Genomic DNA, 23,528 nt, shown 5'->3' with positions numbered 1-23,528 from the left:
GTATGACGAACAGTCTAAATTGATCCAACTTACATGGATTTCGTAATTAACTTGATGTTTTTCGAGAAATACTCGACGCCTGAATAGATCGTCAAGATAAGAGCAAGCCACATCGTGATATCTGCGAATGGAATATTCCACATCGCAAAAACGATATCGTGCAATAAATACGCTGTAATCGATGTCAACTGGACCCATGTCTTTGCTTTCCCAGAGTTTCCGGCAGCAAGAACGATGCCTTCGTCAGATGCGACAAGACGAAGACCTGTGACAGCGAACTCACGGCAGAGAATGATGACGACGATCCATGCCGCAACGAACTCAAGTTCCACAAGGTAGACGAGCGCAGCAGCGACTAACATCTTATCGGCAAGTGGATCCATGAATTTTCCAAAGTTCGTTACTAGATTTTGTTTGCGGGCGATATACCCATCGAGCCAATCCGTCAGTGAAGCAACAAGGAAGATGATGGCTGCAACGAAGTGTGAGACGGGAAGTTCAGCTCCTAGTACATCCCACTGTCCCCAGTTCGGATCAATCGCAAGTACGATGACGAACACGGGAATTAATAAAACGCGTAATACTGTCAATTGATTCGGTAAGTTCATGTAACGCCCTCCTCCTTCATTTCATATGTAGATGAATATGCCATCTAAAAGAAGGCACGCCGGTTTACGGCGTGGCTACTTTCTTCAGATAGATGTTTTGGACGAGAAGCGAACGGTTCAGTTTCAGTTCTTGGTCATTGACGACGATTTTATCAATCCCTTTAATCGAACCAATCCGGATCCGGATCAAGTCCGTCTTCGCGTCCTTCACGACGATCGGATTCGGATCCGACGCGTTGATGTGATCTGGCGCGAGTGCTTCTCCTTCAAGGGATGTATCACGCACACCAACGAATGGTGATGGAGAGGCATCTTTCTTGATTTGAATCGAGACACTCATCGTATCTTTCGTTGCGACTTCATAGGTGACATCTTGACCAGATGTCGACTTCGCAGCAAGCGCTTCTTTTTTAGGTTTTTCTTTTGTTTCTTCTTGTTTCGCCGGTTCTTCCTTCGGCTTTTCTTCTGTCTTCGCAGGCGCATCCGTTTCTTTACTCGGTGCGTCTCCTTGGTCGATCGTGACATCGTTTTGCTTCGGTGCAGACGTTTTTGCCTCTTCGTTACCGTCGAGGAACATCTGAAGTCCATAATACAAAGCAGCACCAATCGCAAAAATCAGCACGATGATGATGATGTTCGGAATCCAGCGCTTTGCAACGCTTTTCTTCGGTGCACTTGATTTCGAATACGTCGCGCGTCGTGATAATTCGACGACCGGTTGTGCCTCCGGTTCCGGAAGATCACGCTTATAGGTCGTGAAGACTTCGTCGACGTCAAGACCGAGTGCTTCCGCATATGTCTTGATGAAGGCCCGGGCGTAAAAAGCACCTGGTAATTGATCATAGTTGCCTTCTTCAATCGCGACGATGTAACGCTTTTGAATCTTCGTCGTCGTTTGAATTTGTTCGAGAGAGACGCCTAGCGCCTCTCGTTGTTCCTTTAAGTAGGTTCCGAGCTCGGTCATCGGTAACACACCTTCCATTTTTCATACTTATTCAAAGTTGAACCAATCATTTCCCCCATGGGAACGAGGCAGTTCAGTCACAATGATTTCTTCTGTCGTGTTGCGTAATTCAATGATGTAATCAAAATCATCCCACGTATATTCACTTGATTTGACGAATGCATCCGGATGTTCGACGATTTTCGTCGCCGGTAGTCGCATGACTTCGCGTAAAATCTGCCAGTGCCGTTCATCGAAATTCCGTTGCGACACCAATGCATCGATGATGTAGACGTAATCCCCAGTCCGTTCGTCATCGAATAACGACGTTCGTACCGTCTGTTTGATCAGCGTCGAAGAAAGGAACAACCATTTCTTGTTCGCACTGACGCTTGCAGCGACGATCGATTCCGTCTTCCCGACTCGTGGCATACCGCGGACACCAATCAACAAGTGCCCATCCTGTTTGCATAGTTCTGCCATGAAATCGACGAGAATCCCTAAGTCTTCCCGAACGAAGCGGAACGTCTTTCGTTCATCACTGCTTTGATCGATATAACGACCGTGACGAATCGCGATCCGATCACGCAGTTTTGGTTTTCGTAGTTTGATGACCTCTATGGTTGACATCGTCTTGAGAATAGCAGCGAGTCGTGGAATTTGATCCGGTTGTTTCGTTTGGAGCAACATACCGCGTCGTTGATGATCGACACCATTGATCGTCACGATCGAAATATGTAACATTCCCATCAACGAAGCAATGTCCCCGAGTATACCGGGACGGTTGACCTTTAATTCATATTCGAGATACCATTGCTCGAACTCACTCACGCGCCCATCCTCCTCTATTGATACGATTATCCATTCCTCATGTTAAATGATTTTTTGAAAAATGAAAAGCATTCCTGAACTGAAATTCCAATGCTTACATCCACGCACCATCTATTTTAAGGATGGCTCCCGACACATAACTCGATTCTGGTTGCACCAAGTAACGGATCGCGGAAGCTACTTCCTCTGCTTTTCCGAATCGTCCGGCAGGGATTTCAGCAATCGCTTCTGCCTTTTCATCCTCAGAAAAAATCGCGTTCATCGGCGTATCAATCCATCCTGGCGTAATCGCATTGATGCGTCCATGCATTGGTCCAAGTTCTTTACTGTATGCTTTGACGAAGCCCAGCTGTGCTGCCTTGCACGTCGAATAGGCAACTTCACCCGCGACACCTTGTTCCCCTAATACACTACTGATGACGACGATCGCCAGCTGCGACGTAAACGGTTTCGTCCGCGTCACGGTTTGACTGATGCGCATCAACGCATCGACATGTATTCTCCAAAGTTCACTCATTGATGTTGCCGATTGATCGAGCAACAGACCGCTATAACTCGTTCCGGCACAATGGACGAAGGCATCGACGACAGGTAACGCCGTACAAAATGCCTGCAAGTCCTCATCATCCGCTAAATTCGCCGTCAGGATGTGGTGCTCTCCTTGCCACTCCTCTATCATCCGTTCCAAAACCGCTTGCTGTCGATACGTCTGAAGCACCAATTCATGTCCGGCGGCAGCAAGTTGTTTTGCTGCCGCAAGACCAATGGCGCCACTCGCACCGGTGATGAGGATTCGCATCACGCGTACGGTTTGACGATTGAGATCGCCCGGTTTTCAATGGCGAACAACTCGTCGAAACGGGCTTCGATCTCTTCTTTCGTAATCGAAGCAATCAATGTCGGAAGCGTGAACAGATTCGTACCGGCAAGTGCGTGACGCGAGAACTGATTCGCAATGAATTCCGGTGAATTCAAGGCACGGAGGAATTTCCCTTGCATCATGTTCCGCTTGCGCGTGACTTCATCTTCCGTGAAGTCAGGACGCGTTTGCAGAAGTGTCTCATATGCTTGGATAAACTTGTCTGGATCCTCTGTCTCCATGCCGAACGTCGCGAAGGCGAACTCTTCCTCACTCGAGTAATCAAAGCTGAACGTATCGTCGATCAGACCGTCTTCATACAATTCCAAATACGTCGATGATGTTTGATCGAATAAGAGGTGCAATAATAATTCACTCGTCAACTCACGACGGACTTGTGCTTCGCCGCGGACAGATTCGTCCTTGTAACCGATTAATACCTTCGGTGTCTTGACGTCGAGCTCGAGTTCGAGACGTGGACGATGCACGCCGTGCGGTTCTTGACCATAATCCCGCTCGATCGCCGGGCGATCCGTATAATCCTTCTTCGCCTGATTCGCCTTGATCAATGCCAGCGTCTCTTCCGGGTCGATGTTTCCGACAACGAACAATACCATGTTCGATGGATGATAGAACGTACGATAGCACGTGTATAGATCATCGGCTGTGATTTGATTGATCGATTCCGGTGTTCCTGCGATATCGATTCGGACCGGATGCGTCGCATACATCGATTCGATTAGACCGAAGAACAGACGCCACCCTGGATTATCTTGATACATCTGGATTTCCTGCGTGATGATCCCCTTCTCTTTTTCAACGCTTTCCGGCGTGAAGTAGGGATCTTGTACGAAATCGATCAATGTCTCGAGGTTTTGTTCGATCAATGACGTTGCTGAGAACAAGTACGCTGTCCGTGAAAACGAGGTAAAGGCGTTCGCTGAGGCACCGAGACGACCGAACTCTTGGAAGACGTCACCTTTTTCGGATTCAAACATCTTATGCTCGAGGAAGTGGGCGATGCCGTCCGGTACCGTGATCCATTCCTCTCCTTTTTTAAATCGTTGATCAATCGAACCATAACGTGTCGTAAACGTCGCATACGTCTTTTCGTATCCTTTTTTTTGCAACAGATAGACGGATAAGCCGTTATCGAGCTGCTCGTGGTATACCGTTTCGTCTGTATCGTGATAAGTCAGTTGTTCCATCATGCTTCACCTCGCAATAGATATACGGCATCTAGATCGATTGCCGTTGCTAATCGAACGACGTCTTCACGTGTCGCCGTCTCGATGATGTGGATCTCATCTTCAAGTGTCAGTCCACGCATCTTCGAACCATTCAACCAACCAATCAATTGCCCCGGCTGATCAAGAATTTGACGGCGCGCATTGATCAACATCGCCTTCGTCTGTGTCAATTCTTCATCCGTGAACTGTCCCGCCTTCAAATCAACGAGTTGCTCTAGGATGATTTTCTCGGCACGTTCCGCTTCTTTTGTGTCAACCCCTGCATAGACGTAGAGTGCACTGTTTAATGCCGCATATCGTGAAGCCGCATAATACGCGAGACTCTCTTTTTCACGGACATTCATGAACAGTTTCGAATGTGGGAATCCACCGAACAGACCGTTGACGATTTGCATCCGGATTGAATCGGCAGACGTCGGATCGACCGCTACCCGGTAACCAAGGTGCAGCTTCCCTTGTTTGATCGGTTGCGTTTCGCTCGACCGTTTCACACCGTTGACCGGTTTTTGTTCAGGGATGTAATGGCTGACTTTTTCTGAGTGCGATGGCAAGAAGGACAACGCATCTTCCATTTCCTCCTTCGTCACCTGTCCGACGACGAAGACATCGATTCGATCGTCTTCGATCATCGAACGGTATGTATCACGCAAGGACGATGGAGTGATCCGTTCGAGTTCTTCGATTGTCCCAAGCGATGGTAACGAGACGGCTTCACCTGGTGCCATCAATTCAAGGAGACGCTGCTGTGCGTAGCGCATCTTATCGTCGTACAGCGAGCTGATTCGTAAGGCATGCAGTCGCTTTTCTTGTTTGACGAACTGTTCGCGGAAACCACTTTCCGTCAAGTCTGGATACAGCACCATTTGCTCTAGCAATTCAAGTGCTTCTTTTAATAACGACGGGTGATGGACGAGTTCTCCACGGACGACATCAAGTTGGAACGAGATGACGTGCTCTTCTCCGAACTTCGACGCGTCCGCATAAAGCCCCGCATCATATAATGTCTCAAGTGGCTCACGTAATGCTTTCATCGACGGATAAGCAGCTGTCGATTTTTCCATGATGTATGGTAAAATCGCGCGGCTAGTCAGTGTTTTCGCCTCTAGCGGTGCTGAAAACGTGACGAGGATCGTCGTCGTCTTGAATTTATCGGTCGGAACGAGGTGGAAGCTCGTTCCTTCCTTTTTCCATGTGCTAAATGACTGACTCATTACTCTCCATCCTTTCGTTTGAACACATGCGCACTGCGAACGTATTCAATATCTGCTTTTTGGTTAACGGCATTCTCATAACGGGCTGCTGTAAAAAAGAAATCACTGAGCCGATTGATGAACGGTAACAAATGAGCCGCTTGGGGAACATCGATCATCGAACGTTCGACGCGACGGCAGACCGTCCGTGCCACATGCAATGTCGCGGCCGCTTCCGTTCCGCCTGGTAAGATGAACTTGTCGAGTGGTGGCGATAATTCCGTTAAACTATCAATCCAACTTTCTAAATCAACTGTTGCTTCCTGACTTAACCGTGATGGACGAGGTTCGACATACATCAAGTCACTGCCACAGTCGAACAACGCATGCTGGATGACCGTCAATTGTTCTCGTACTTCGATCGATGATGCTTTGGTCCGAGCAAGTCCGACGAAGCTATTCAATTCATCGAGTTCTCCCATCAAGCTGATCAATCGATCATTTTTTTTGACTCTCCCACCGACAAGGGATGTTTCTCCTTCATCGCCTGATTTCGTATAAATTTTCATGTTTTATTCACTCCTATAGCGAAAGGAAGCGACTCATAATGTTCGCTTCCTTTGTTTTTTTGGTAATCGGATTCGGAAAGTCGCTCCTTCTCCTAAGCGGCTGTCGACTTCGACCTCTCCACCATGAGCACGGACGACGTTCGCGACGATCGCAAGACCAATTCCTGTACCGGTCTTACCGCGCGTTCGTGCCTTGTCCGCCTTATAGAAACGATCAAAGACGAAAGGTAGATCTTCTTCCGGAATCCCGTCACCTGAATCGATGACGGATAATGTAATGTTTTCCCTATCTTCGTCAATCTTAATCTTGATTTCTCCGTTCTCCGTATAACGAAGGGCGTTTCCAAGAAGATTCGTTAAGACTTGTTCCATCTGATCCGGATCGGCGTCAAATGTGATGTTCGGACCGGAAACCGAGAAAGTGACCTGCTTATCGCGTCCCATTTGTTTGAATTTCTTGATGACTCGCTGTGCAAACGAGACCGTTTCGATGGCTTCAATCCGTAACTCCTGATAACCGGCTTCCATCCGCGCGAGATCGAGTAGATCATTGACGAGACGGGACAAGCGTTGCGATTCATCATAGATGATTGATGCAAATTCTTTCGTCGCCTCGTCACTTTCCGTCATCCCGTCGACGATCGCTTCCGAATACCCTTGCAACATGACGAGTGGCGTCCGCAGTTCATGGCTGACATTCGCGACGAAGTCGGCCCGCATCTTCTCCAGTTGTTGTGCTTCCGTCATGTCGCGCAGGACAGCGACCGCTCCGATCTGCTCTTCTTGTTCGAGTAACGGACTGACGATGATGATGTAAAAGCGTCCTTCCCGTTCAAACGAAACCGTCATCTCCGTCTCTTCCTTCATGACTGTCTGGAACAGCTCGATCAGTTCATCCGGTACGGGAGAACCTGCAAGAAATGCTTCAGCTGGTGGATTCGTCGCGAGTAGCTCACCTGATTTTGAAAACGTCAACACGCCGTCTGCCATACAGCGCAGAATCGAGGAGAGCAAATGCCGCTCCTTATCAAGATCCGTGACGTATTGATTGAGTTGGCTACTCATCTCGTTAAAGGCAAGCGCTAAGTCACCAATCTCATCACGTGAACGTTGCGTCAGGCTTTGATCGAATTTCCCTTCACCGGCCTCAACGACGGCTTGACGAATCGTCCGTAGTGGTGCGGTGATCCGTGTCGATAGGAAGAAAGCAAAGACGGTCGTCCCGATGATCGCTAACAAGACACAGAGCTGAATGATTTGACGTGCGCCTTCATTCGCTTGCTCGATATTCGTCAATTGTTCGATCAAGTAGATCGTTCCGTTGCCGCTATCCGTAATGAGCGGTGCTCGATACGCGAGTGCCGCCTTTCCATCGAAGGTCTCGTAATTACCGATTGCCGTTTCACCTTCTTCACCATCGATCGCTTTCCAGTTCTGACGTTCGAGCTCCTTGATAATCCGGTTCGCTTTCGCTTGTGAAATGTTCGCTTCGACAGAATCGTCCTGGGTCTTCGCAATTAATGTCGCGCCATATATATCCGTGATTTCGACAGCAGTACTCGATCCTTCCTCGATACCGGAGTGCGCCTGAAAGACGGTCTCGACTTGTTGACCGAGCTTTGCAAGGTGCCCCCGCTCCTGTTCGATATGAAAAGAGTTGAAAAATTCAAGTAACAAGATCGTCAAGGCGATCAAGACGACCGAGACAAGCAATAGGATCGTGCCCCATAGTTTGATGACTACACTTTGCAACCATTTCATCGTCAGGTCGGACTATTCTCGAACTTGTATCCGACACCCCAGACCGTCGTGATCATTTGAGCAGCGTTCGGAGACAAACGATTCAGCTTTTCACGCAGACGTTTGACGTGTGTATCGACCGTCCGAAGATCCCCAAAAAATTCATAGTTCCAGACTTCCTTGAGTAGTTGTTCCCGTGAGAATACTTTGTCCGTTTGTTTTGCCAAGAAATACAGGAGTTCATATTCTTTTGGTGTTAAATTGACTTCTTGTGATTCAACCGTCACGCGGTGTGCGTCATTATCAATCGTCAAATGTGGGAAGACGATGACATCTTTTGTTTTCGCATCCGTATGGAGGAATTTCGTTGCACTCGCTCGGCGAAGGATTGCTTTGACACGCAAAACGACTTCGCGTGGACTGAATGGTTTGACGATATAATCATCTGCCCCCATTTCAAACCCATGGACGCGATTCGTTTCTTCACCTTTTGCCGTCAGCATGACGACCGGCGTCGCTTTCGTTTTCCGTAGTTCTTCACAAACTTGCATCCCGTCCATCTTCGGCATCATCAAGTCGAGGAGAATGACATCGTATTCTGTCTCAAGCGCCATTTCAAGCGCCGTCTCTCCATTGTCTGCTTCCTCGATCGTGAAATTTTCCCGCTCCAGATACATCTTCAACAGGCGACGAATTCGTTCCTCATCGTCGACGACTAAAATACGTGCTTCTTCTGACATGCTGTCTCCTCCTATAAACTAAACTCTACTCCTCTATCCTACTACTCTTTTAGTATACTATGAAACGAAAAGAATGGCTTGCACTGGCTGATTTCCCCTAAACGATACTCTTTTGTCAGAGAAACATGAAAAAGCAGCGGACCGTTTCCGGATCCGCTGCTTTTCTTTTCCTTATGCGTACGAGTGTAATCCCGCTACGACAAGGTTGACGAAGACAAGGTTGAACATGATGACAGCAAAACCACCAACACATAACCATGCTGATTTTTTACCGATCCACCCACGCTGGATGCGCATGTGGAGATAGAACACGTAGAAGAGCATCGTGATCAGTGCCCAAACCTCTTTCGGGTCCCAGCCCCAATAGCGGCTCCATGCCATTTGCGCCCAAATCATTGCGAAGATTAATCCGCCAAGGATAAAGATCGGAAGACCGATCGCGATCGCACGGTAACTAATCTCATCAGCTGTTTCTAAATCAATCTTCCGCGCGATTGGTTTCAGACTCTCTGCGACACGCTTACGGAGAACTACGAAACGTAGCAACACATATAAGACGACCCCACCAATGACTGACCATAAGACCGTATTGACCTTATTCGCATTCAAGAAGTTCGGCAATTCAATGACGGCACCTGAACCAGATAAGACTTTTCCGTTCTCAGGACCTGTCAGAACCGGCATCGTGTATTCATGTGTCATCTTCGCACCATTCTTCGCGACGTATTCGATCGTTGATGCAGAACCTGTTGCTTTGAACAAGAGGCCGACGAGGATGTAACCAACGACACAAACGAGTGAGAACATGACGATCTCAAGCCATGTCCGTGTTTTCGATTCTTTATTGAAATCCGTCGCGTGGACCAGATAGAGCAATCCGGTCGCAAAACTGACAGCGAGAATCCCCTCACCGAGCGCTGCCGTCGTAACGTGGATTTTGAGCCAGACACTTTGAAGTGCCGGAATCAAGGGTTGGACCTCATCCGGGAACATCGACGCATAAGCGATGACGAGCAAGGCAACCGGCATTGCAATCAAGCCAAGGACATTGTTTTTATAGATGGCATAGACGATTAAGAATCCAAGGACCATCATCATACCAAAGAATGTCGTGTATTCGTATAAGTTCGAGACCGGAACGTGTCCAGCACCCGCCCAGCGCGTAAAGAAATACCCTAACTGAGCAAGAAAACCGATGATCGCGAGCGTATAGGCGATCTTACCAGAACGTGTCGGACCTTTTTTACCACTCGTCGCAACAGCGAAAAAACCTGTACTGACGAGGTAGACAATGAATGACGTTAGGAGCAGATTACTGCTCAACTGAAGCATGTTCATTTAGCTTCCCCCTCTTCCCGCAACTTTTGTCGGTCCTCAAGTTCTGGTAGACCAACTTCCGTCAACGCGAGATTGGCTTCTTTTTGAAGCCCTATTGCGTTTTTATTCGTAAATCCAGCAATCTGAATGCGACCGTTCTTCTCACGTAACCAGAGACGACGGTGCGGCCAGTACATCCCGATCAATAGACCTGCCATGAAGATGATGCCACCCGCAAAGAGGAATGGGAGCGTCAAGTCTTTCTTGATTCGGACACCTGAGATGTTTGAGAGCTCCGTACCGGCAAACGCCATCTTGTACTGGTTCTCATCCCCACCGACATTCAGCTTGATACCAATCAAACTACGCTCCCCTTTTGGGTGCTCCGGTGATTTGATATTAAAGACGAACGCCGGATTGACAGGACGTCCAGAATTGGTCGTCGGCTGTCCATCCTTGACGACGAAATCAGGCAAGAAATCCTTCAATTCGACATCATAGCCGTTTTTCAACTTGTATGTCTCTTTTGGTTCACGTAAATCGACCTTGATCGTATCCACGACTTTACCTGTCTTTTGGTTGACGATGCTAAACGACATCGTCTTAAATTCTGGATCTGCCGCGTATTGTTCTTGGAAGACTTGGAAATCATCGAATTCGAATGGACGGTTGACTGCCGTCTCACCTGATTTGACTTCTTCGAGTTTCGGTTTGAAATCACTTGTCTCTCCGACTCTTTTATAGAGCGTCATCTTCGTGTCGTAGTTTTTCGGTACATTTCCGCCCGCTGCTTCAAGTGATTTCTTGAATTTCGCGTCCACCTTCTCAGGATCATAAAACTCGATATTGAACGCCTCATTCTTCAAGTAATACTTGTTGTCTGTCGCCTCGATCGGTAATGTCTCTCCTTCACGTAGCCAAAGCAGTTCATCTTCATGCATGCCCGGTACGACCCGAAGCATCGCCCCTCCGAAGAATAGTACAAGACCGATATGGTTGATGTAAGGACCCCATCGTCCAAAACGTTGCTTTTCCGCTAAGAGCGCCCCGTCTTGCCGACGAACTTTATAGCCCTTTTTCTCAAGTAACGGTGCGATCGCATCGATTTTTTTGACGTCTCCAGTCGCTTCAGCGCCAAATCGCTGACCATTCATGAAACGGTCCGACTGGATGACCGGTTGTTTCTTCAATGCTCGGTAGAGCGGGAAGAAGCGGTCAATCGACACGATGATGATCGATAAGAGTAACAGTGTGATTAATCCGATGTACCACCATGATTCAAACAGGTTGTGGAATCCTAACGTATAGTAGATGTCCCCTGCCGTACCGTATTCTTTTTGATAAAATTCTTCCGGTGGTGTTGCCTGCGGAATATACATCTCTTGCGGGAAGATCGTCCCGACCCCACTCGCGATGATGATCAGACCGATCAGCCATAACCCGACCTTGACGGACGAGAAGAACGTCCATGCCCGGTCGATCCAAGATGGATTTTTACGTTTCGAACGAAGTTCTGCTTCCTCGTAACGCATGTCCAGTTGTTTAAAATCTTCTTGCTCCTGCATCCTTAAATCCCCCTTCGATGCGTTACTGGTTCGCTTTCTTCACCATCTCTTCCAGCTTCGCTTGATCAATCTCACCTTCGTATTTCTCGACGACCTCACCTTTTTTGTTGATGATGAACGTCACAGGTAAGTTGTAGATCCCGTAAGCCTTCTCGACCGAACTATTCGTATCCATGAGGATCGGATAATCCGTTCCGCCGATATCTTTGATGAAGCTTGAGACTCGAACCGGTGTTTCTCCGACATTGACCGCTACGAAATTGACACCTTGATCCTGCATCATCTGATAGTTGTCATTGATCAAAGGCATCTCTTTCTTACATGGTTCGCAGAATGTACCCCAGAAATTGAGTAAAAGTCCTTTTCCTTTGTATTCATCCATTGAGTGCTGTTTCTCACCGTATAGATCGACGAGCGCGAAACCAGGAGCATCATCGCCTGCCATGACACGTCCGTTTTTATCGCGTGTCGCCTGATCGACGAATTGCATGATGACAACTGCGCCTGCAAACAAGACCATCGTCATGATCATCAGACGCCAGAAGGAGCGTTTCTTCTTTTTTTGCTGGGCCGCTGCTAAGCGTTCTTCCGGATTTTGTTTTGTTTTTTTCATATTTTACCGCCTCCACCCATATTGTACTTGAAATCGCTTAAACGTTGATAAAATGTGAAATTCGTTAATCGTTTTGTCACAAAAAAAGAAAACTCAACCCGGAGGATGAGCTTCTCGCTTTACAAATTAACGTTTTTTTGTGTTCTTACGTCTTTTCGTAGGTGGAGCGGCTGGATCCGCTAGCTCACGCAATTGATTGACTTCTTTTTTTGAAAGTTCACGCCACTCGCCAGAAGTAAGACCTGCCAGTGTCAAGAAACCAAACTGTTCACGTTTCAACTTCAAGACTTCTGAACCGAGTGTCTCGACCATTTGACGGACTTGGCGGTTATGTCCCTCGTAGATGACCATTTCGAGGATAGCCGTGTTTTTCTTCTTATCGATGTCACGCATCTCGACGCGTGCTTTCCCTGTCTTAAAGCCGTCCGGCAAGACGACGCCTTTTTCAAGACCTTTGACGTGGAAATATTCCGGTACGCCTTTGATTTTGACGATGTAACGCTTCGGTACCTTATACTTCGGGTGAAGCAGAAGGTTTGAGAATTCACCGTCATTCGTCATCAACAGAAGACCGCTCGTATTGTAGTCGAGACGACCGACTGGGAAGACACGGTGTCCCGGTGGTACGAGATCAACGACCGTCTTACGCCCCTTATCGTCTTCAACCGTCGAGACGACACCTGTTGGTTTATACAGCATGTAATAAACGTGTTCTTCCCGCTCGAGCTTGACGCCATCGACTTCGACTTCAGCACGCGCTCCAACTTTCGTTCCGAGCTCCGTGATGACTTTCCCGTTGACCTTAACGCGACCTGCTGTGATCAATTCTTCTGATTTACGCCGTGAAGCGACACCTGCTTGTGCGATGATTTTTTGTAACCGTTCCATTAATTCACTCTCTCCTCTAATGAAGGATCATTCCGGAAGAAGAGATCTCCATCTGATTCGAACGTTTCTTCGAACTCGAGTGGTGGTAACTCCTCAATACTATTCAGACCAAAGTGGTCCAGGAAATGATCCGTCGTCTTATACAATTTCGCGCGACCAACGCCTTTGGCGCGTCCCGCTTCTTCAATCAAACCTTTTGCACTTAACGTATGGATGACGCGTTCCGTCTTGACGCCACGGACGACTTCGATATCAGCACGCGTGACGGGTTGTTTGTACGCGATGATGACGAGTGTCTCCATCGCTGCTCGAGACAAGGAGTCTTCTGCAAGTGAACCCGCATACGCCTGAATATACGGCGACATCTCTTTTCGTGTCACCATCTTAAAGACGCCACCCGACTCTACGATTTGCAACACCCGTTGCTCCGCTTCAAACGTCGTCTGAAGAGCCAGTAACTGTTCACGCGCCGCCGCTTCACTGATCTCTAGTGCTTGACTGAGACCACGTGGGTCGATGCCGTCATCGCCGACGACGAATAACAAGCTTTCAATGATTTGTTCATACGCCAATCTGACTCTCCTCCTTCACCATGCTACGCAACAAAATGTCATCGGTCATTTGTTCACAATCAATGACGCGTTGCTTCACGAGTTCTAGGACGGCGAGGAAACTGACGACCAGTTCTTCGACCGTCGGCTGCTCCACAAAAAAGCCAAAGAATGTCGTACGCTCACGCGTCGCGACGTAACGGGCGACAGACTCCATCTGTTGCTCAAGCGACCGTTCTTCCCGTTTGACCGTCTTCGAACGACGTACCTTCCAAGCTTCCCGTTGGCGCATTTTTTCATAGGCACGTAATAAATCACTCAGTGATAACGTACCATTATACTCTTGTGCGTCCGTGTCGAGATAACGCATCAAATCCTCTGGTTGTTTCGAAAATAGCTCAAGACGTGCCTCTTCCTTTTCTTTCAGGACGAGTGCTGCTTCCTTATATGCCTTATACTCGATCAACTGTTGAATCAGACCTTCTCGTGTCGGTTCTTCCTCGAAATCAGGAATCTCATCGTATTCCGTCTGTTCGATCGGCAAGAGTTGTTTGCTTTTCAGTTGCAACAGCGTCGCTGCCATGACAAGATATTCACTAGCAACATCTAGTTCAAGATGCTGCATCGCACGGATATAGGACACATATTGATCCGTCACCATGGAAACGGATATATCATAAATATCGATTTCTAATTTACCAACCAAGTGTAACAGCAAGTCCAGCGGGCCTTCAAACGCATCCATCTTTACACTGTATGATTCCATGATTCTCCCTGCCCATCAACGTTTTTTGCGCCTTAGTATACCATACAACTGGTGGGTTCGACTATGTTATATTCCAAGGAAGAGGTGATTCCATGAATCCGATCGAGCGATTCGTATTTGAATTCAACATCCGGCACGATTACTTCGAGTGCCATGAAATCTTAGAGGAAGTCTGGCAAGAAGGACAACGCCAGGACGAGGCGCTTGTCGGTCTGATCCAGCTGGCCGTCGCCCGCTATCATCACCGCCGCGGCAATACGACTGGGGCACAGCGGACATATGCGAAAGCATTTGATAAGATCGAACGTCACCGAGCTATGCTGATTGCGTCCGGGATCGACGTCTCATATTTGCTCGATCATCGCGACCATTTTACGGATAAGGTCTATCGGCACATCCCGTTACCTGTCTTCCCGGACGTCATCCGAACCGTCGCTCTGGAAGCGACAGCACCTGATCTCGACTATGTGACGCATAAACATCGTTTGCGCGATCGTACGGATGTCGTCACGGCACGACAAGAAGCGCTACAAAACCGAAGAGACCGGTCCATCTGAGCTATGGACCGGTCTTTTTATTGATTTTTCCATTTGTCGACGAGGCGTTGCGTCTCTTCGGTCGCACCCGTAATATCCGTTCGAAGAAGTTTGGCTGCTTCATCGAGTAGGAGATACGACATCCGTTCTCCACGGAAAGACGGTGATAATGCGATATGTTTCAATTCAGCATGGCCATCCATTAATTGAAACCCGATGACACCGACGAAATCCTCATCTTGTTTGTACAAATACAAGCGTTGGTCTTCTTCCTGTTCATAGGCTTGAACCGTTTCAAGCAAATACTTCGGATCCTTCACTTCGCACGAAAAGGCGATCAGCCCCATCGCGGTCCGTTCATTCAACTTCTTATATTTTACTAGCATGTGATTCTACACCTTCCTAATTTCAACAACTCTCAGGAGCATGAACGACTGAGACTCATTCATTCTACACCTTCTCACACAGAATTACTGCATTTTTTTCATAATCCATGAAAAAGGCAGGAGACCGTCATGTGACGTCCCCTGCATCTGAATCATGCTTGTTCTTCCATCACTTGGATGAAAGCACGCATGTAATCTGGTAGATCAGGCGGGCGACGGCTCGAGACGATATGTCCGTCGACGACGACGGCTTCATCGTGCCAAATCGCACCTGCATTCGTCATGTCATCCTTGATTCCTGGCGTACTCGTGACATTAACACCTTTTAAGATGCCAGCAGAGATCAACACCCAACCAGCGTGGCAGATTTGACCAATTGGTTGTTTGTTCTGGTCAAAATGACGCACCATGTTCAGGACAGAGTCAAAGCGGCGTAACAGATCGGGTGACCAACCACCCGGAACAAGAATCGCATCGTATTCTGCTGGATTGATCTCATCAAACGTCTTATTCGATTTGATCGGAACACCGTACTTCCCAATATACGTCTCATCTGCCTTCTCACCGACGATGTCGACGATCGCGCCTTCTTCACGTAAGCGATGGACAGGATACCATAATTCTAAATCCTCGAAGTCATTGCTGACGACTTGGATGATTCGTTTTCCTTCTAAACGCATGACAAACACTCCTTTACAAGTTGAGTTCCCTTACTGATTGTACCCGCTTCTAAAAAAAGAAAAACTCCTCTTCAAACGTTTGAAGAGGAGCAAGAACTTATGCTTCGACGCGGATTTCTTTGATGCCAGCGCCTTGCTTCATTTTTTGTGCATGTTCGAGACCTGAAGTCACTTGTCCGAAGACTGTGTGTACACCGTCGAGGTGCGGTTGTGGCTCATGTACGATGAAGAACTGGCTTGATCCAGTGTTACGACCAGCGTGTGCCATCGAAAGTGAACCCGCTTTGTGTTTGTGTGGGTATGATGTAGACGTTTCGCAAGGAATCGTTTTTCCTGAACCGCCTGTACCGTTTCCGATTGGGCATCCGCCTTGTGAGACGAAGCCTGGGATGACACGGTGGAAGTTCAATCCATCGTAGAAGTTCGAGTTTGCAAGGTTTTCGAAGTTTTCAGTCGTGATCGGTGCTTCATCGTTGAACAATTCGAATTCGATTTTATTTCCATCTTCTAATAAGATATGACCAGTTTTTTGCATGTTTGACCAACCTTTCGTGCTTTTCAGCAAGAGATTCGTCACGATTCAAGATCGTGATTCCATGGTACAGTGTACCAAATTTCAGGGCATCGTGCAGACCTTTTTACTCGACGGCTGCCTCTAACACATCAAGTGTCACCGAATCTGTTACTTCGACACGAATTTGAATTCCATTCGCGAGTGTCACAACAGGATCCGTATGTCCGAAGTCCGCATCGAGAACGATTGGGAAATCATAGCCCCGCGTCGCGCGCAGAATGATGTCTTTGAGCGGGAAGTCCGGATCAAAATCGACTTTGCGCGGGAAGCGTCCGACGACGAGTGCCGCAATCTTGTCATACGCACCCATGTGTCGCAATTGCGTGAAATACCGGTCGATCGTTTCTGGTGTCTCACTTTCGTCATCCTCAAGCATCAAGACGACACCGTCAAATGATGGCAAGTATGGTGTCCCAGCAAGCAGCAAAAGTGTTCCCGTGTTCCCCGTCAGAATCGGACCTTCTGCGACACCGGTCTTAACGATCGTATATCCCGCGTTCACTTGATGCTCTCGTCTTCGGTCATCTGCGACGTCCCAGCGTAAAATCTCGTCCGTCCACTCCTCCGATGCTTCGATCCGACCGATCGGTTCCGTCTGCATGAACGTACGAGTGAATGACTCTTCCGTATATGGATCAAGACCATCGAATTGACCGAACTGCGTCAGCAGTGCGGGTCCGACGAACGTCGTCAATCCTGTTTTCTGATAGATGCCAGCAAACAATGCGGTGATATCACTGTATCCGACGAAGATTTTCGGATTGTTTCGGATCAACTCATAATCAAGTTCATCGAGTAATTGGTGCGAGTTAAACCCACCGATTGTCGAGATGATCGCCTTAATCGACGGATCAGCAAACGCCATATGTAAATCTTGCAGCCGTTCGCCGATCGTTCCTGCCGTATGACTATGGACAGCTGTTGCGTTCGGCATCAAGACGACCTCGAACCCCATTTTTTCAAGTGTCGCGATACCGCGAGCGAGACGACGTGGCACGTATGCAGCAATTGCAGACGCCGGTGAGACGATAGCAATCTTATCTCCTTTTTGTAAGCGTGGTGGTTTCATGAAAGTTCCCCCTTTTTCATTACAAGTATTTCCAGTATAACAAATCGAAAGGGAACCGCGTACTTTCATTTTTTAATCCATTTTATAGCGTTACGAACAACGAATTCCCGTCCTCCAGTAACTCACCTTTTTCCGAGACATAGTCAACCTTGACCGTCATGTATTGAAGGATCTTTTGTTCGCGCAACGACTTTGCCCACGCTGTAATCTGCGTTTTATCCTGTTCGCTTTGCTTGCGTGGAACGCTAATTAAAATCGTCGGAGCGACTTCCGTACGTAAATAAGCCTTTGAATCAAAACGCGCATTACCAAGCTGTTGAATCTTATCGTTATCAAACAGTACCACCATATCTAGTTCCGCGTTCACATCATTAAGAGTAGGCAACGTGATCCGTCGTTCTAACTGATCTTCCCAAAGTGACGCATGATACGTATCGACGAACCTTCCCGACTCCTCATCTTGATATACGAAAAACTCAGTATTCGTTTTTTCATCGACTGCTCGCGCTGCATACTCAAACGAAAAATTACCCATATTGTCGTAAATACTGCCAGTCACCTTCGCTTTCGGAAGATGCTTCTCTAAGTAAGTCTTTGCTTTTTGTTGTATTTCAGTCTCTCTCGTTTCATCCGAGTCCATGTCGTGTGTAAAAGCGTACGTCATCATCAATGCGCCACCCCCGATGACTCCAACTAAACTGGCAATTACTATGAACCAACGTTTCATGCGATCGCTCCTTTAGATATATCCATATTTTTACACTTTCGATTTTATCACAAAAAAAGAGTAGCGGACGAAGTCCACTACTCAAGTATTGCTGATTGGATTGCTTACTGGATGACAGCGTGAACGAGCGGACGTTCTGCCGGTTTCGTTTCGCTGATGTGGTACGCGTGATCCATTTTTTCGATTGCTTGATCGAGTGTTTCTTTGTTTGAACGAAGTGTTGCGATGACATCGCCGACTTCGACACGGTCGCCGACTTTCTTGTGTAACGTGACGCTTGCTGCGTGATCGATTTCATCCGCTTTCGTCGCGCGTCCAGCACCGAGGATCATTGCTGCAACACCGACTTCGTCAGCGATGATTTCAGAGACATAACCTGCTTTTGAAGCGACGAATGTTTTTTCGTATTTCGTTTCAAGTGCTTTTGTCATGTCGTCAACGAGTGATGCGTCGCCACCTTGCGCTGCGATGAACTTCTTGAAGACGTCAAGTGCTGCTCCGTTACCGAGACGTGTTTCGAGATCCGCATATGCTTCGTCGAACGTTGGGTAGAATTCACCGAGGACTGCCATGTGTGATGCAATCGTCAAGGCGATGACTTTTAAGTCACGGACATCTTTCCCTTGAAGGACTTCAATCGCTTCCTTGACTTCGTTTGCATTTCCGATTTCAAAGCCGAGTGGCTGATCCATGTCCGTAATGACAGCAACCGTCTTACGATTGACGCTCTTACCGATTGAGACCATCTCTGTCGCGAGTGCTTTAGCATCTTCGAACGATTTCATAAAGGCACCTGAACCTGTCTTCACGTCAAGTACGATGCTGTCTGCTCCCGCTGCGATTTTTTTCGACATGATTGAACTTGCGATCAATGGGATCGAGTTTACTGTCGCCGTGACGTCACGTAATGCGTAGAGTTTTTTGTCTGCAGGCGTCAAGTTACCTGTTTGACCGATGATCGCCATCTTGATGTCGTTGACTTGTGAGACGAATGCTTCTTCTGAAAGTTCAACGTCAAAACCAGGGAACGCTTCGAGTTTGTCGATTGTTCCACCTGTGTGACCGAGGCCGCGACCGCTCATCTTCGCCACCGGAATACCGATTGACGCAACGAGTGGTGCAACAATCAGACTGATCTTGTCACCGACGCCGCCAGTTGAGTGTTTGTCGACTTTTTTTCCGTGAATGCGGGAAAGGTCGATCACGTCGCCTGAGTTGACCATCGCCATCGTCAAATCAGCGATTTCACGATCTGACATTCCTTGATAGAAAATCGCCATCGACATCGCTGACATTTGATAATCTGGAATTTCACCATTCGTGAATCCTTCTACCATTGCTTGAATATCAGCTGTTGCGAGTTCGCCACCGTCTCGTTTTGTTGCAATCAAATCTACCATACGCATAATCTAGTTCCTCCTCAGGAGTGGTTTGTGAGTTTTATAAACAGTCGTTACATTTTTTTGATCGAACCGCGAACGAGTGATAGGAAGTGTGCCCGGACACGTTCTGTCGTTTCGATGACTTCATCATGATGTAACGGTTGATCGAGAATGCCTGCTGCCATGTTCGAGACACACGAAATCCCAAGGACACGCATATCTGAATGACGGGCAACGATGACTTCAGGGACCGTCGACATACCGACGACATCTCCTCCAAGCATCCGTGCCATCTTGACTTCTGCAGGTGTCTCATACGTTGGACCTGTGTTTCCGAAGTAGACACCTTGGCGAACACGAATACCGAGCTCGTCCGCTGTTTCTTGTGCGAGTCGAAGTAATTCCGCATCGTACGGCTTCGACATGTCAGGGAAACGTGGTCCCATCTCGTCGACGTTCTTACCGATCAACGGATTCGTACCGAAGAAATTGATATGATCCGTGATCAACATCAAATCTCCTGGTTCGAATGCTTCGTTACACGCACCGGCTGCGTTCGTGACGATCAGTGTCTCAACGCCAATCGCTTTCATGACGCGTACTGGGAACGTCACCATATCCATTGAGTATCCTTCATAGAAGTGGAATCGTCCTTGCATCGCAACGACTTGTTTCCCTTCAAGTGTTCCGAAGACGAGTTGTCCGGCGTGTCCTTCAACCGTTGAGACCGGGAAGTTCGGGATTTCATGGTATGGAATTGCGATCGGGTTTTCGATCTCATCAGCGAGGACACCCAGTCCTGAACCGAGAATCAATCCGATTTCCGGTTTCGCCTGCATCTTGCTTTCTAAAAACGAACGTGTTTCATTCCAGTTGACTGTCATCTGAATCGCTCCCTCGAATTATAGTTCTGTTAAAAAGCTTGTTCCGTGTGCCGGCATTTTGACACCGAAGTTTTCAGCAACCGTTGCCCCAAGATCAGCGAACGTCTCACGGATACCGAGCGGTTTTGCGACACTGTTTTTGTGATAAGCAAGCAACGGTACGTATTCTCGCGTGTGGTCTGTCCCAGCATGAACCGGGTCGTTTCCATGGTCAGCCGTGATGATCAAGAGATCATCTTCTTTCAAGCGATCAAACACTTCCGGAAGACGGGCATCGAACTCTTCGAGTGCTTGTCCGTAACCTTGCGGATCGCGACGGTGTCCGAACAACGCATCGAAATCGACGAGGTTCAAGAAGCAGAGTCCGTTGAAGTCTCGATCGAGTTGCTTCACGAGTTGATCCATGCCGTCCATGTTCGACTTCGTACGGATCGCATCGGTCACGCCTTCGCTGTCATAGATATCAGCAATCTTACCGAGTGAGATGACATCAAGTCCAGCTGTCTCAAGTTCGTTCATGACTGTCCGGTCGAATGGTTTAAGTGCATAGTCGTGACGGTTCGCCGTCCGAACCCATGCTCCTGCCTCACCAAGGAATGGACGTGCGATGATACGACCGAGCATGTACGGGTCATCCCGTGTAATATCGCGTGCATATTCACAAATCCGGTACAGTTCCTTTAATGGAACGACTTCTTCATGAGCTGCGATTTGAAGGACAGAGTCTGCCGACGTATAGACGATCAAGGCGCCTGTTTCAACATGTTCTTGTCCAAGTTCGTCTAAGATTTCCGTACCAGAAGCCGGTTTATTCCCGATGATCTTCCGCCCTGAGAACTCTTCTAAGCGATGAATCAAATCATCTGGGAATTTTTCGAAGACACGGAATGGTGTATCAATCCGCAGTCCCATGATCTCCCAGTGCCCTGTCATCGTATCTTTCCCTGCAGATACTTCCTGCATTTTCCCGTATGCCGCAAGCGGTGCTTCTTCAGCCGAGACACCTTCGACCGGCTCGATATGTGAAAGTCCGAGCTTTGCCATGTTCGGCATGTTTAATCCGCTACGTTCACGCGCGATGTGACCAAGCGTATGTGAACCAAGATCTCCGAATTGTTCAGCATCCGGTGCTTCTCCGATTCCTACGGAGTCCATGACGATCAAAAATACACGTTTAAATGATTGAGCCATTTGCTATTCCTCCTATTACGAGCTGTAGTTGTGCGATTCCCGTTACGAATTTTCCCGTAAAGGAACTAGACAAAACGCATTAATTGTCTGAAGTCAGACCTTTAAAAGATAGAACCATCATGCCCGTGGATGATGTTTCTTATACACATCATGGAGTCGTGCTTTATTGACGTGTGTATACATTTGTGTCGTCGACAAATCAGCATGCCCTAGCATCTCTTGCACGACGCGTAGATCAGCACCATTTTCAAGAAGATGGGTCGCGAACGAATGACGCAAGACATGCGGCGTGATTTCTTTTTCGATACCGGCTTCCTTTGCCCGTCGTTTGATCATCTTCCAAAAACCTTGTCGTGACAAACGATCACCGCGACTGTTCAAGAAGACATCGTCCGTCTGTTGACCACCGAGACTATTACGCGCGAGGTCAAGATATGTCCTGACGCTTTCAATCGATGTCGAACTCATCGGGATGATACGGGACTTGTTCCCTTTCCCGATACACGACAGATACCCTAGTTCGAGTTGCAAATCGTTCAACTTCAGTTGTAGCAGTTCGCTGACGCGCATCCCTGTTCCATAGAGAAGCTCAAGCATTGCTGCATCTCGTCGTGTAAGCGGATCGACACCGACGACCGAATCAAGCAAACGTTCGACGTCGGTTTGACTCCAGACGACGGGAAGCTTCTTCTCCGGTTTCGGTAAATCAAGATGACGGGACGGATCATGCGTCGTTAGTTTCTCTTCGACCAGATATTGATGGAACGAACGGATTGAGCTCGTCGCCCGGCGGACCGTCGATCGTGACTTGCGTGCTTCAAGCAATCGTTCAATGTGGTCGACGATATGATGTCGGTGAACCTGTTCAAACGAAGAAACTTCCGCTGTTTCGAGCGTCTGTAAGTATTGATTCAAATCATTTCGATACGCAGCTGCCGTATTCGCGGACATTTGCCGTTCAATCACTAAATAGTTGATAAATGCTTCCAGTTGTTCACGCACTGAACTCATCCTCTTCGTTTACGAAATCGCTTACTTTCCCATCATATCAAAGGTGTAAACCGTTGTGAAGAGGTCTGACCTATAAAAATCGAAAAAGAAAAACCATCCGAAATTTCCTCGGACGGTCAGACTGTTTGTGTTTGCGATTGTTCCAACGCTTCCCGAGCGTGACGCTCTTGGCAGACACGGCAGACGCCATGGAATGTCAGGCGGTGATCCTTAATTTTGAAATGGAATCGGGACACGATTTCTTTCTCTACTTCTTCAAGCATATCGTCTAAAATCTCTTCGACGGATCCACATTCGATACAGACGAGATGGTGATGCGAATGACTCGCACCTTCTTGTCGTAAATCAAACCGGGATACGCCATCTCCGAAGTTGACCTTATCGACGACTTCGAGCTCCGTCAATAATTCGAGCGTCCGGTAAACCGTCGCAAGTCCGATGTCGGAGTTCTTTTCTTTTACAAGGAGAAAGACATTTTCGGCACTGAGGTGATCCGACTCATGTTCGAGCAGGACACGCACAGTCGCTTCACGTTGGGGAGTCAGCTTATATCCTTTACCGCTTAGCTGTTTTTTGATGCGTTCTACACGACTTTCCATCATAGCGCCCCCTTTGTTCGAACTGATGCTATTATCATAGCTGAAACTCAGTCTTTTTT

General features: G+C 47.9%; 26 protein-coding genes. 1 reads left to right on the top strand and 25 read right to left on the bottom strand.

Annotated features, from left to right (window positions below):
* Positions 1–29: 29 nt before the first annotated feature.
* The 15 genes from pgsA to VJ374_RS05315 form a co-directional block, all read right to left on the bottom strand.
* Positions 30–608 carry a CDP-diacylglycerol--glycerol-3-phosphate 3-phosphatidyltransferase gene (pgsA, locus tag VJ374_RS05385; RefSeq protein WP_056060438.1) on the bottom strand — a complete coding sequence of 193 codons (579 nt, stop codon included), beginning with the start codon at positions 606–608 and terminating at the stop codon, positions 30–32.
* 64 nt (positions 609–672) lie between these two features.
* Positions 673–1,590, bottom strand: coding sequence for a helix-turn-helix domain-containing protein (locus VJ374_RS05380; RefSeq protein WP_308101230.1), 918 nt, complete (start codon positions 1,588–1,590; stop codon positions 673–675).
* A gap of 9 nt (positions 1,591–1,599) precedes the next feature.
* Positions 1,600–2,382 carry a DUF3388 domain-containing protein gene (locus tag VJ374_RS05375; RefSeq protein WP_023467698.1) on the bottom strand — a complete coding sequence of 261 codons (783 nt, stop codon included), beginning with the start codon at positions 2,380–2,382 and terminating at the stop codon, positions 1,600–1,602.
* A 94-nt stretch (positions 2,383–2,476) separates the two neighbouring features.
* Positions 2,477–3,181 carry an elongation factor P 5-aminopentanone reductase gene (ymfI, locus tag VJ374_RS05370; RefSeq protein ID WP_056060433.1) on the bottom strand — a complete coding sequence of 235 codons (705 nt, stop codon included), beginning with the start codon at positions 3,179–3,181 and terminating at the stop codon, positions 2,477–2,479.
* Positions 3,181–4,452, bottom strand: coding sequence for an EF-P 5-aminopentanol modification-associated protein YfmH (yfmH, locus tag VJ374_RS05365; protein ID WP_231496875.1), 1,272 nt, complete (start codon positions 4,450–4,452; stop codon positions 3,181–3,183). Before yfmH ends, ymfI begins: the two co-directional genes overlap by 1 nt.
* Entirely contained in the window at positions 4,449–5,702 is a 1,254-nt protein-coding gene (gene yfmF / locus VJ374_RS05360) for an EF-P 5-aminopentanol modification-associated protein YfmF (protein WP_035408867.1), read from the bottom strand. The genes yfmH and yfmF overlap by 4 nt, the downstream gene beginning before the upstream one ends.
* On the bottom strand, positions 5,702–6,250 hold the full coding sequence (locus tag VJ374_RS05355) for a cob(I)yrinic acid a,c-diamide adenosyltransferase (RefSeq protein ID WP_035408870.1): 549 nt from the start codon (positions 6,248–6,250) through the stop codon (positions 5,702–5,704). Before VJ374_RS05355 ends, yfmF begins: the two co-directional genes overlap by 1 nt.
* A 33-nt stretch (positions 6,251–6,283) precedes the next feature.
* Entirely contained in the window at positions 6,284–8,011 is a 1,728-nt protein-coding gene (locus VJ374_RS05350) for an ATP-binding protein (RefSeq protein ID WP_290755436.1), read from the bottom strand.
* Positions 8,012–8,013: 2 nt separating this feature from the next.
* Positions 8,014–8,730 (bottom strand): response regulator transcription factor, encoded by a 717-nt coding sequence (locus VJ374_RS05345; RefSeq protein WP_035408876.1) that lies wholly within the window; start codon positions 8,728–8,730, stop codon positions 8,014–8,016.
* 171 nt (positions 8,731–8,901) lie between these two features.
* Positions 8,902–10,068 (bottom strand): c-type cytochrome biogenesis protein CcsB, encoded by a 1,167-nt coding sequence (gene ccsB / locus VJ374_RS05340; protein ID WP_035408879.1) that lies wholly within the window; start codon positions 10,066–10,068, stop codon positions 8,902–8,904.
* Complete coding sequence (resB, locus tag VJ374_RS05335) at positions 10,065–11,612, bottom strand: cytochrome c biogenesis protein ResB (RefSeq protein WP_329470430.1); 1,548 nt, start codon at positions 11,610–11,612, stop codon at positions 10,065–10,067. The genes ccsB and resB overlap by 4 nt, the downstream gene beginning before the upstream one ends.
* A 22-nt stretch (positions 11,613–11,634) precedes the next feature.
* The gene (locus VJ374_RS05330) at positions 11,635–12,225 is read right to left on the bottom strand and encodes a redoxin domain-containing protein (RefSeq protein ID WP_035408882.1); all 591 of its coding nucleotides are present in this window, start codon (positions 12,223–12,225) and stop codon (positions 11,635–11,637) included.
* 126 nt (positions 12,226–12,351) lie between these two features.
* Positions 12,352–13,113 (bottom strand): pseudouridine synthase, encoded by a 762-nt coding sequence (locus VJ374_RS05325; protein WP_056060423.1) that lies wholly within the window; start codon positions 13,111–13,113, stop codon positions 12,352–12,354.
* Positions 13,113–13,685, bottom strand: coding sequence for an SMC-Scp complex subunit ScpB (scpB, locus tag VJ374_RS05320; protein ID WP_023467687.1), 573 nt, complete (start codon positions 13,683–13,685; stop codon positions 13,113–13,115). Before scpB ends, VJ374_RS05325 begins: the two co-directional genes overlap by 1 nt.
* On the bottom strand, positions 13,675–14,430 hold the full coding sequence (locus VJ374_RS05315) for a segregation/condensation protein A (RefSeq protein WP_035408886.1): 756 nt from the start codon (positions 14,428–14,430) through the stop codon (positions 13,675–13,677). Before VJ374_RS05315 ends, scpB begins: the two co-directional genes overlap by 11 nt.
* Positions 14,431–14,522: 92 nt before the next feature.
* Between VJ374_RS05315 and VJ374_RS05310 the strand changes: the two genes are divergently transcribed.
* The gene (locus tag VJ374_RS05310; RefSeq protein WP_329470427.1) at positions 14,523–14,987 is read left to right on the top strand and encodes a DUF309 domain-containing protein; all 465 of its coding nucleotides are present in this window, start codon (positions 14,523–14,525) and stop codon (positions 14,985–14,987) included.
* A 17-nt stretch (positions 14,988–15,004) separates the two neighbouring features.
* Here VJ374_RS05310 and VJ374_RS05305 read toward each other — a convergent pair whose 3' ends face one another.
* From VJ374_RS05305 to fur, 10 genes are all read right to left on the bottom strand, one after another.
* A complete protein-coding gene (locus VJ374_RS05305; RefSeq protein WP_023467684.1) occupies positions 15,005–15,352 on the bottom strand; it encodes a GNAT family N-acetyltransferase in 348 nt (115 codons plus the stop codon).
* Between the two features lie 152 nt (positions 15,353–15,504).
* On the bottom strand, positions 15,505–16,032 hold the full coding sequence (locus VJ374_RS05300; RefSeq protein WP_035398198.1) for a type 1 glutamine amidotransferase domain-containing protein: 528 nt from the start codon (positions 16,030–16,032) through the stop codon (positions 15,505–15,507).
* A 97-nt stretch (positions 16,033–16,129) separates the two neighbouring features.
* Positions 16,130–16,567, bottom strand: a complete 438-nt coding sequence (locus VJ374_RS05295) for a peptidylprolyl isomerase (RefSeq protein ID WP_023467682.1) — start codon at positions 16,565–16,567, stop codon at positions 16,130–16,132.
* A 103-nt stretch (positions 16,568–16,670) separates the two neighbouring features.
* Positions 16,671–17,675, bottom strand: a complete 1,005-nt coding sequence (locus VJ374_RS05290; protein WP_329470424.1) for a S66 family peptidase — start codon at positions 17,673–17,675, stop codon at positions 16,671–16,673.
* A gap of 82 nt (positions 17,676–17,757) precedes the next feature.
* Complete coding sequence (locus VJ374_RS05285; RefSeq protein WP_329470422.1) at positions 17,758–18,402, bottom strand: hypothetical protein; 645 nt, start codon at positions 18,400–18,402, stop codon at positions 17,758–17,760.
* A gap of 104 nt (positions 18,403–18,506) precedes the next feature.
* On the bottom strand, positions 18,507–19,808 hold the full coding sequence (locus VJ374_RS05280) for a pyrimidine-nucleoside phosphorylase (protein WP_023467679.1): 1,302 nt from the start codon (positions 19,806–19,808) through the stop codon (positions 18,507–18,509).
* A 47-nt stretch (positions 19,809–19,855) separates the two neighbouring features.
* On the bottom strand, positions 19,856–20,668 hold the full coding sequence (locus VJ374_RS05275; protein ID WP_029341181.1) for a purine-nucleoside phosphorylase: 813 nt from the start codon (positions 20,666–20,668) through the stop codon (positions 19,856–19,858).
* Positions 20,669–20,686: 18 nt separating this feature from the next.
* The gene (deoB, locus tag VJ374_RS05270) at positions 20,687–21,859 is read right to left on the bottom strand and encodes a phosphopentomutase (protein WP_329470420.1); all 1,173 of its coding nucleotides are present in this window, start codon (positions 21,857–21,859) and stop codon (positions 20,687–20,689) included.
* Positions 21,860–21,976: 117 nt separating this feature from the next.
* Positions 21,977–22,861, bottom strand: a complete 885-nt coding sequence (xerD, locus tag VJ374_RS05265) for a site-specific tyrosine recombinase XerD (RefSeq protein WP_056060398.1) — start codon at positions 22,859–22,861, stop codon at positions 21,977–21,979.
* Between the two features lie 125 nt (positions 22,862–22,986).
* On the bottom strand, positions 22,987–23,469 hold the full coding sequence (fur, locus tag VJ374_RS05260; RefSeq protein ID WP_023467675.1) for a ferric iron uptake transcriptional regulator: 483 nt from the start codon (positions 23,467–23,469) through the stop codon (positions 22,987–22,989).
* Positions 23,470–23,528 lie beyond the last annotated feature (59 nt).

It is taken from the genome of Exiguobacterium sp. 9-2 (assembly GCF_036287235.1).
Classification (GTDB): Bacteria; Bacillota; Bacilli; order Exiguobacteriales; family Exiguobacteriaceae; genus Exiguobacterium_A.
This window is presented reverse-complemented; position numbering and strand designations above follow the sequence as displayed.

Excerpts from the sequence above, each read along its gene's own strand:
- pgsA (WP_056060438.1), bottom strand. The coding sequence starts at position 608 with ATGAACTTACCGAATCAATTGACAGTATTACGCGTTTTATTAATTCCC.
- VJ374_RS05380 (WP_308101230.1), bottom strand. The coding sequence starts at position 1,590 with ATGGAAGGTGTGTTACCGATGACCGAGCTCGGAACCTACTTAAAGGAA.
- ymfI (WP_056060433.1), bottom strand. The coding sequence starts at position 3,181 with ATGCGAATCCTCATCACCGGTGCGAGTGGCGCCATTGGTCTTGCGGCA.
- yfmH (WP_231496875.1), bottom strand. The coding sequence starts at position 4,452 with ATGATGGAACAACTGACTTATCACGATACAGACGAAACGGTATACCAC.
- yfmF (WP_035408867.1), bottom strand. The coding sequence starts at position 5,702 with ATGAGTCAGTCATTTAGCACATGGAAAAAGGAAGGAACGAGCTTCCAC.
- VJ374_RS05355 (WP_035408870.1), bottom strand. The coding sequence starts at position 6,250 with ATGAAAATTTATACGAAATCAGGCGATGAAGGAGAAACATCCCTTGTC.
- VJ374_RS05350 (WP_290755436.1), bottom strand. The coding sequence starts at position 8,011 with ATGAAATGGTTGCAAAGTGTAGTCATCAAACTATGGGGCACGATCCTA.
- VJ374_RS05345 (WP_035408876.1), bottom strand. The coding sequence starts at position 8,730 with ATGTCAGAAGAAGCACGTATTTTAGTCGTCGACGATGAGGAACGAATT.
- ccsB (WP_035408879.1), bottom strand. The coding sequence starts at position 10,068 with ATGAACATGCTTCAGTTGAGCAGTAATCTGCTCCTAACGTCATTCATT.
- resB (WP_329470430.1), bottom strand. The coding sequence starts at position 11,612 with ATGCAGGAGCAAGAAGATTTTAAACAACTGGACATGCGTTACGAGGAA.
- VJ374_RS05330 (WP_035408882.1), bottom strand. The coding sequence starts at position 12,225 with ATGAAAAAAACAAAACAAAATCCGGAAGAACGCTTAGCAGCGGCCCAG.
- VJ374_RS05325 (WP_056060423.1), bottom strand. The coding sequence starts at position 13,113 with ATGGAACGGTTACAAAAAATCATCGCACAAGCAGGTGTCGCTTCACGG.
- VJ374_RS05315 (WP_035408886.1), bottom strand. The coding sequence starts at position 14,430 with ATGGAATCATACAGTGTAAAGATGGATGCGTTTGAAGGCCCGCTGGAC.
- VJ374_RS05310 (WP_329470427.1), top strand. The coding sequence starts at position 14,523 with ATGAATCCGATCGAGCGATTCGTATTTGAATTCAACATCCGGCACGAT.
- VJ374_RS05305 (WP_023467684.1), bottom strand. The coding sequence starts at position 15,352 with ATGCTAGTAAAATATAAGAAGTTGAATGAACGGACCGCGATGGGGCTG.
- VJ374_RS05300 (WP_035398198.1), bottom strand. The coding sequence starts at position 16,032 with ATGCGTTTAGAAGGAAAACGAATCATCCAAGTCGTCAGCAATGACTTC.
- VJ374_RS05295 (WP_023467682.1), bottom strand. The coding sequence starts at position 16,567 with ATGCAAAAAACTGGTCATATCTTATTAGAAGATGGAAATAAAATCGAA.
- VJ374_RS05290 (WP_329470424.1), bottom strand. The coding sequence starts at position 17,675 with ATGAAACCACCACGCTTACAAAAAGGAGATAAGATTGCTATCGTCTCA.
- VJ374_RS05285 (WP_329470422.1), bottom strand. The coding sequence starts at position 18,402 with ATGAAACGTTGGTTCATAGTAATTGCCAGTTTAGTTGGAGTCATCGGG.
- VJ374_RS05280 (WP_023467679.1), bottom strand. The coding sequence starts at position 19,808 with ATGCGTATGGTAGATTTGATTGCAACAAAACGAGACGGTGGCGAACTC.
- VJ374_RS05275 (WP_029341181.1), bottom strand. The coding sequence starts at position 20,668 with ATGACAGTCAACTGGAATGAAACACGTTCGTTTTTAGAAAGCAAGATG.
- deoB (WP_329470420.1), bottom strand. The coding sequence starts at position 21,859 with ATGGCTCAATCATTTAAACGTGTATTTTTGATCGTCATGGACTCCGTA.
- fur (WP_023467675.1), bottom strand. The coding sequence starts at position 23,469 with ATGGAAAGTCGTGTAGAACGCATCAAAAAACAGCTAAGCGGTAAAGGA.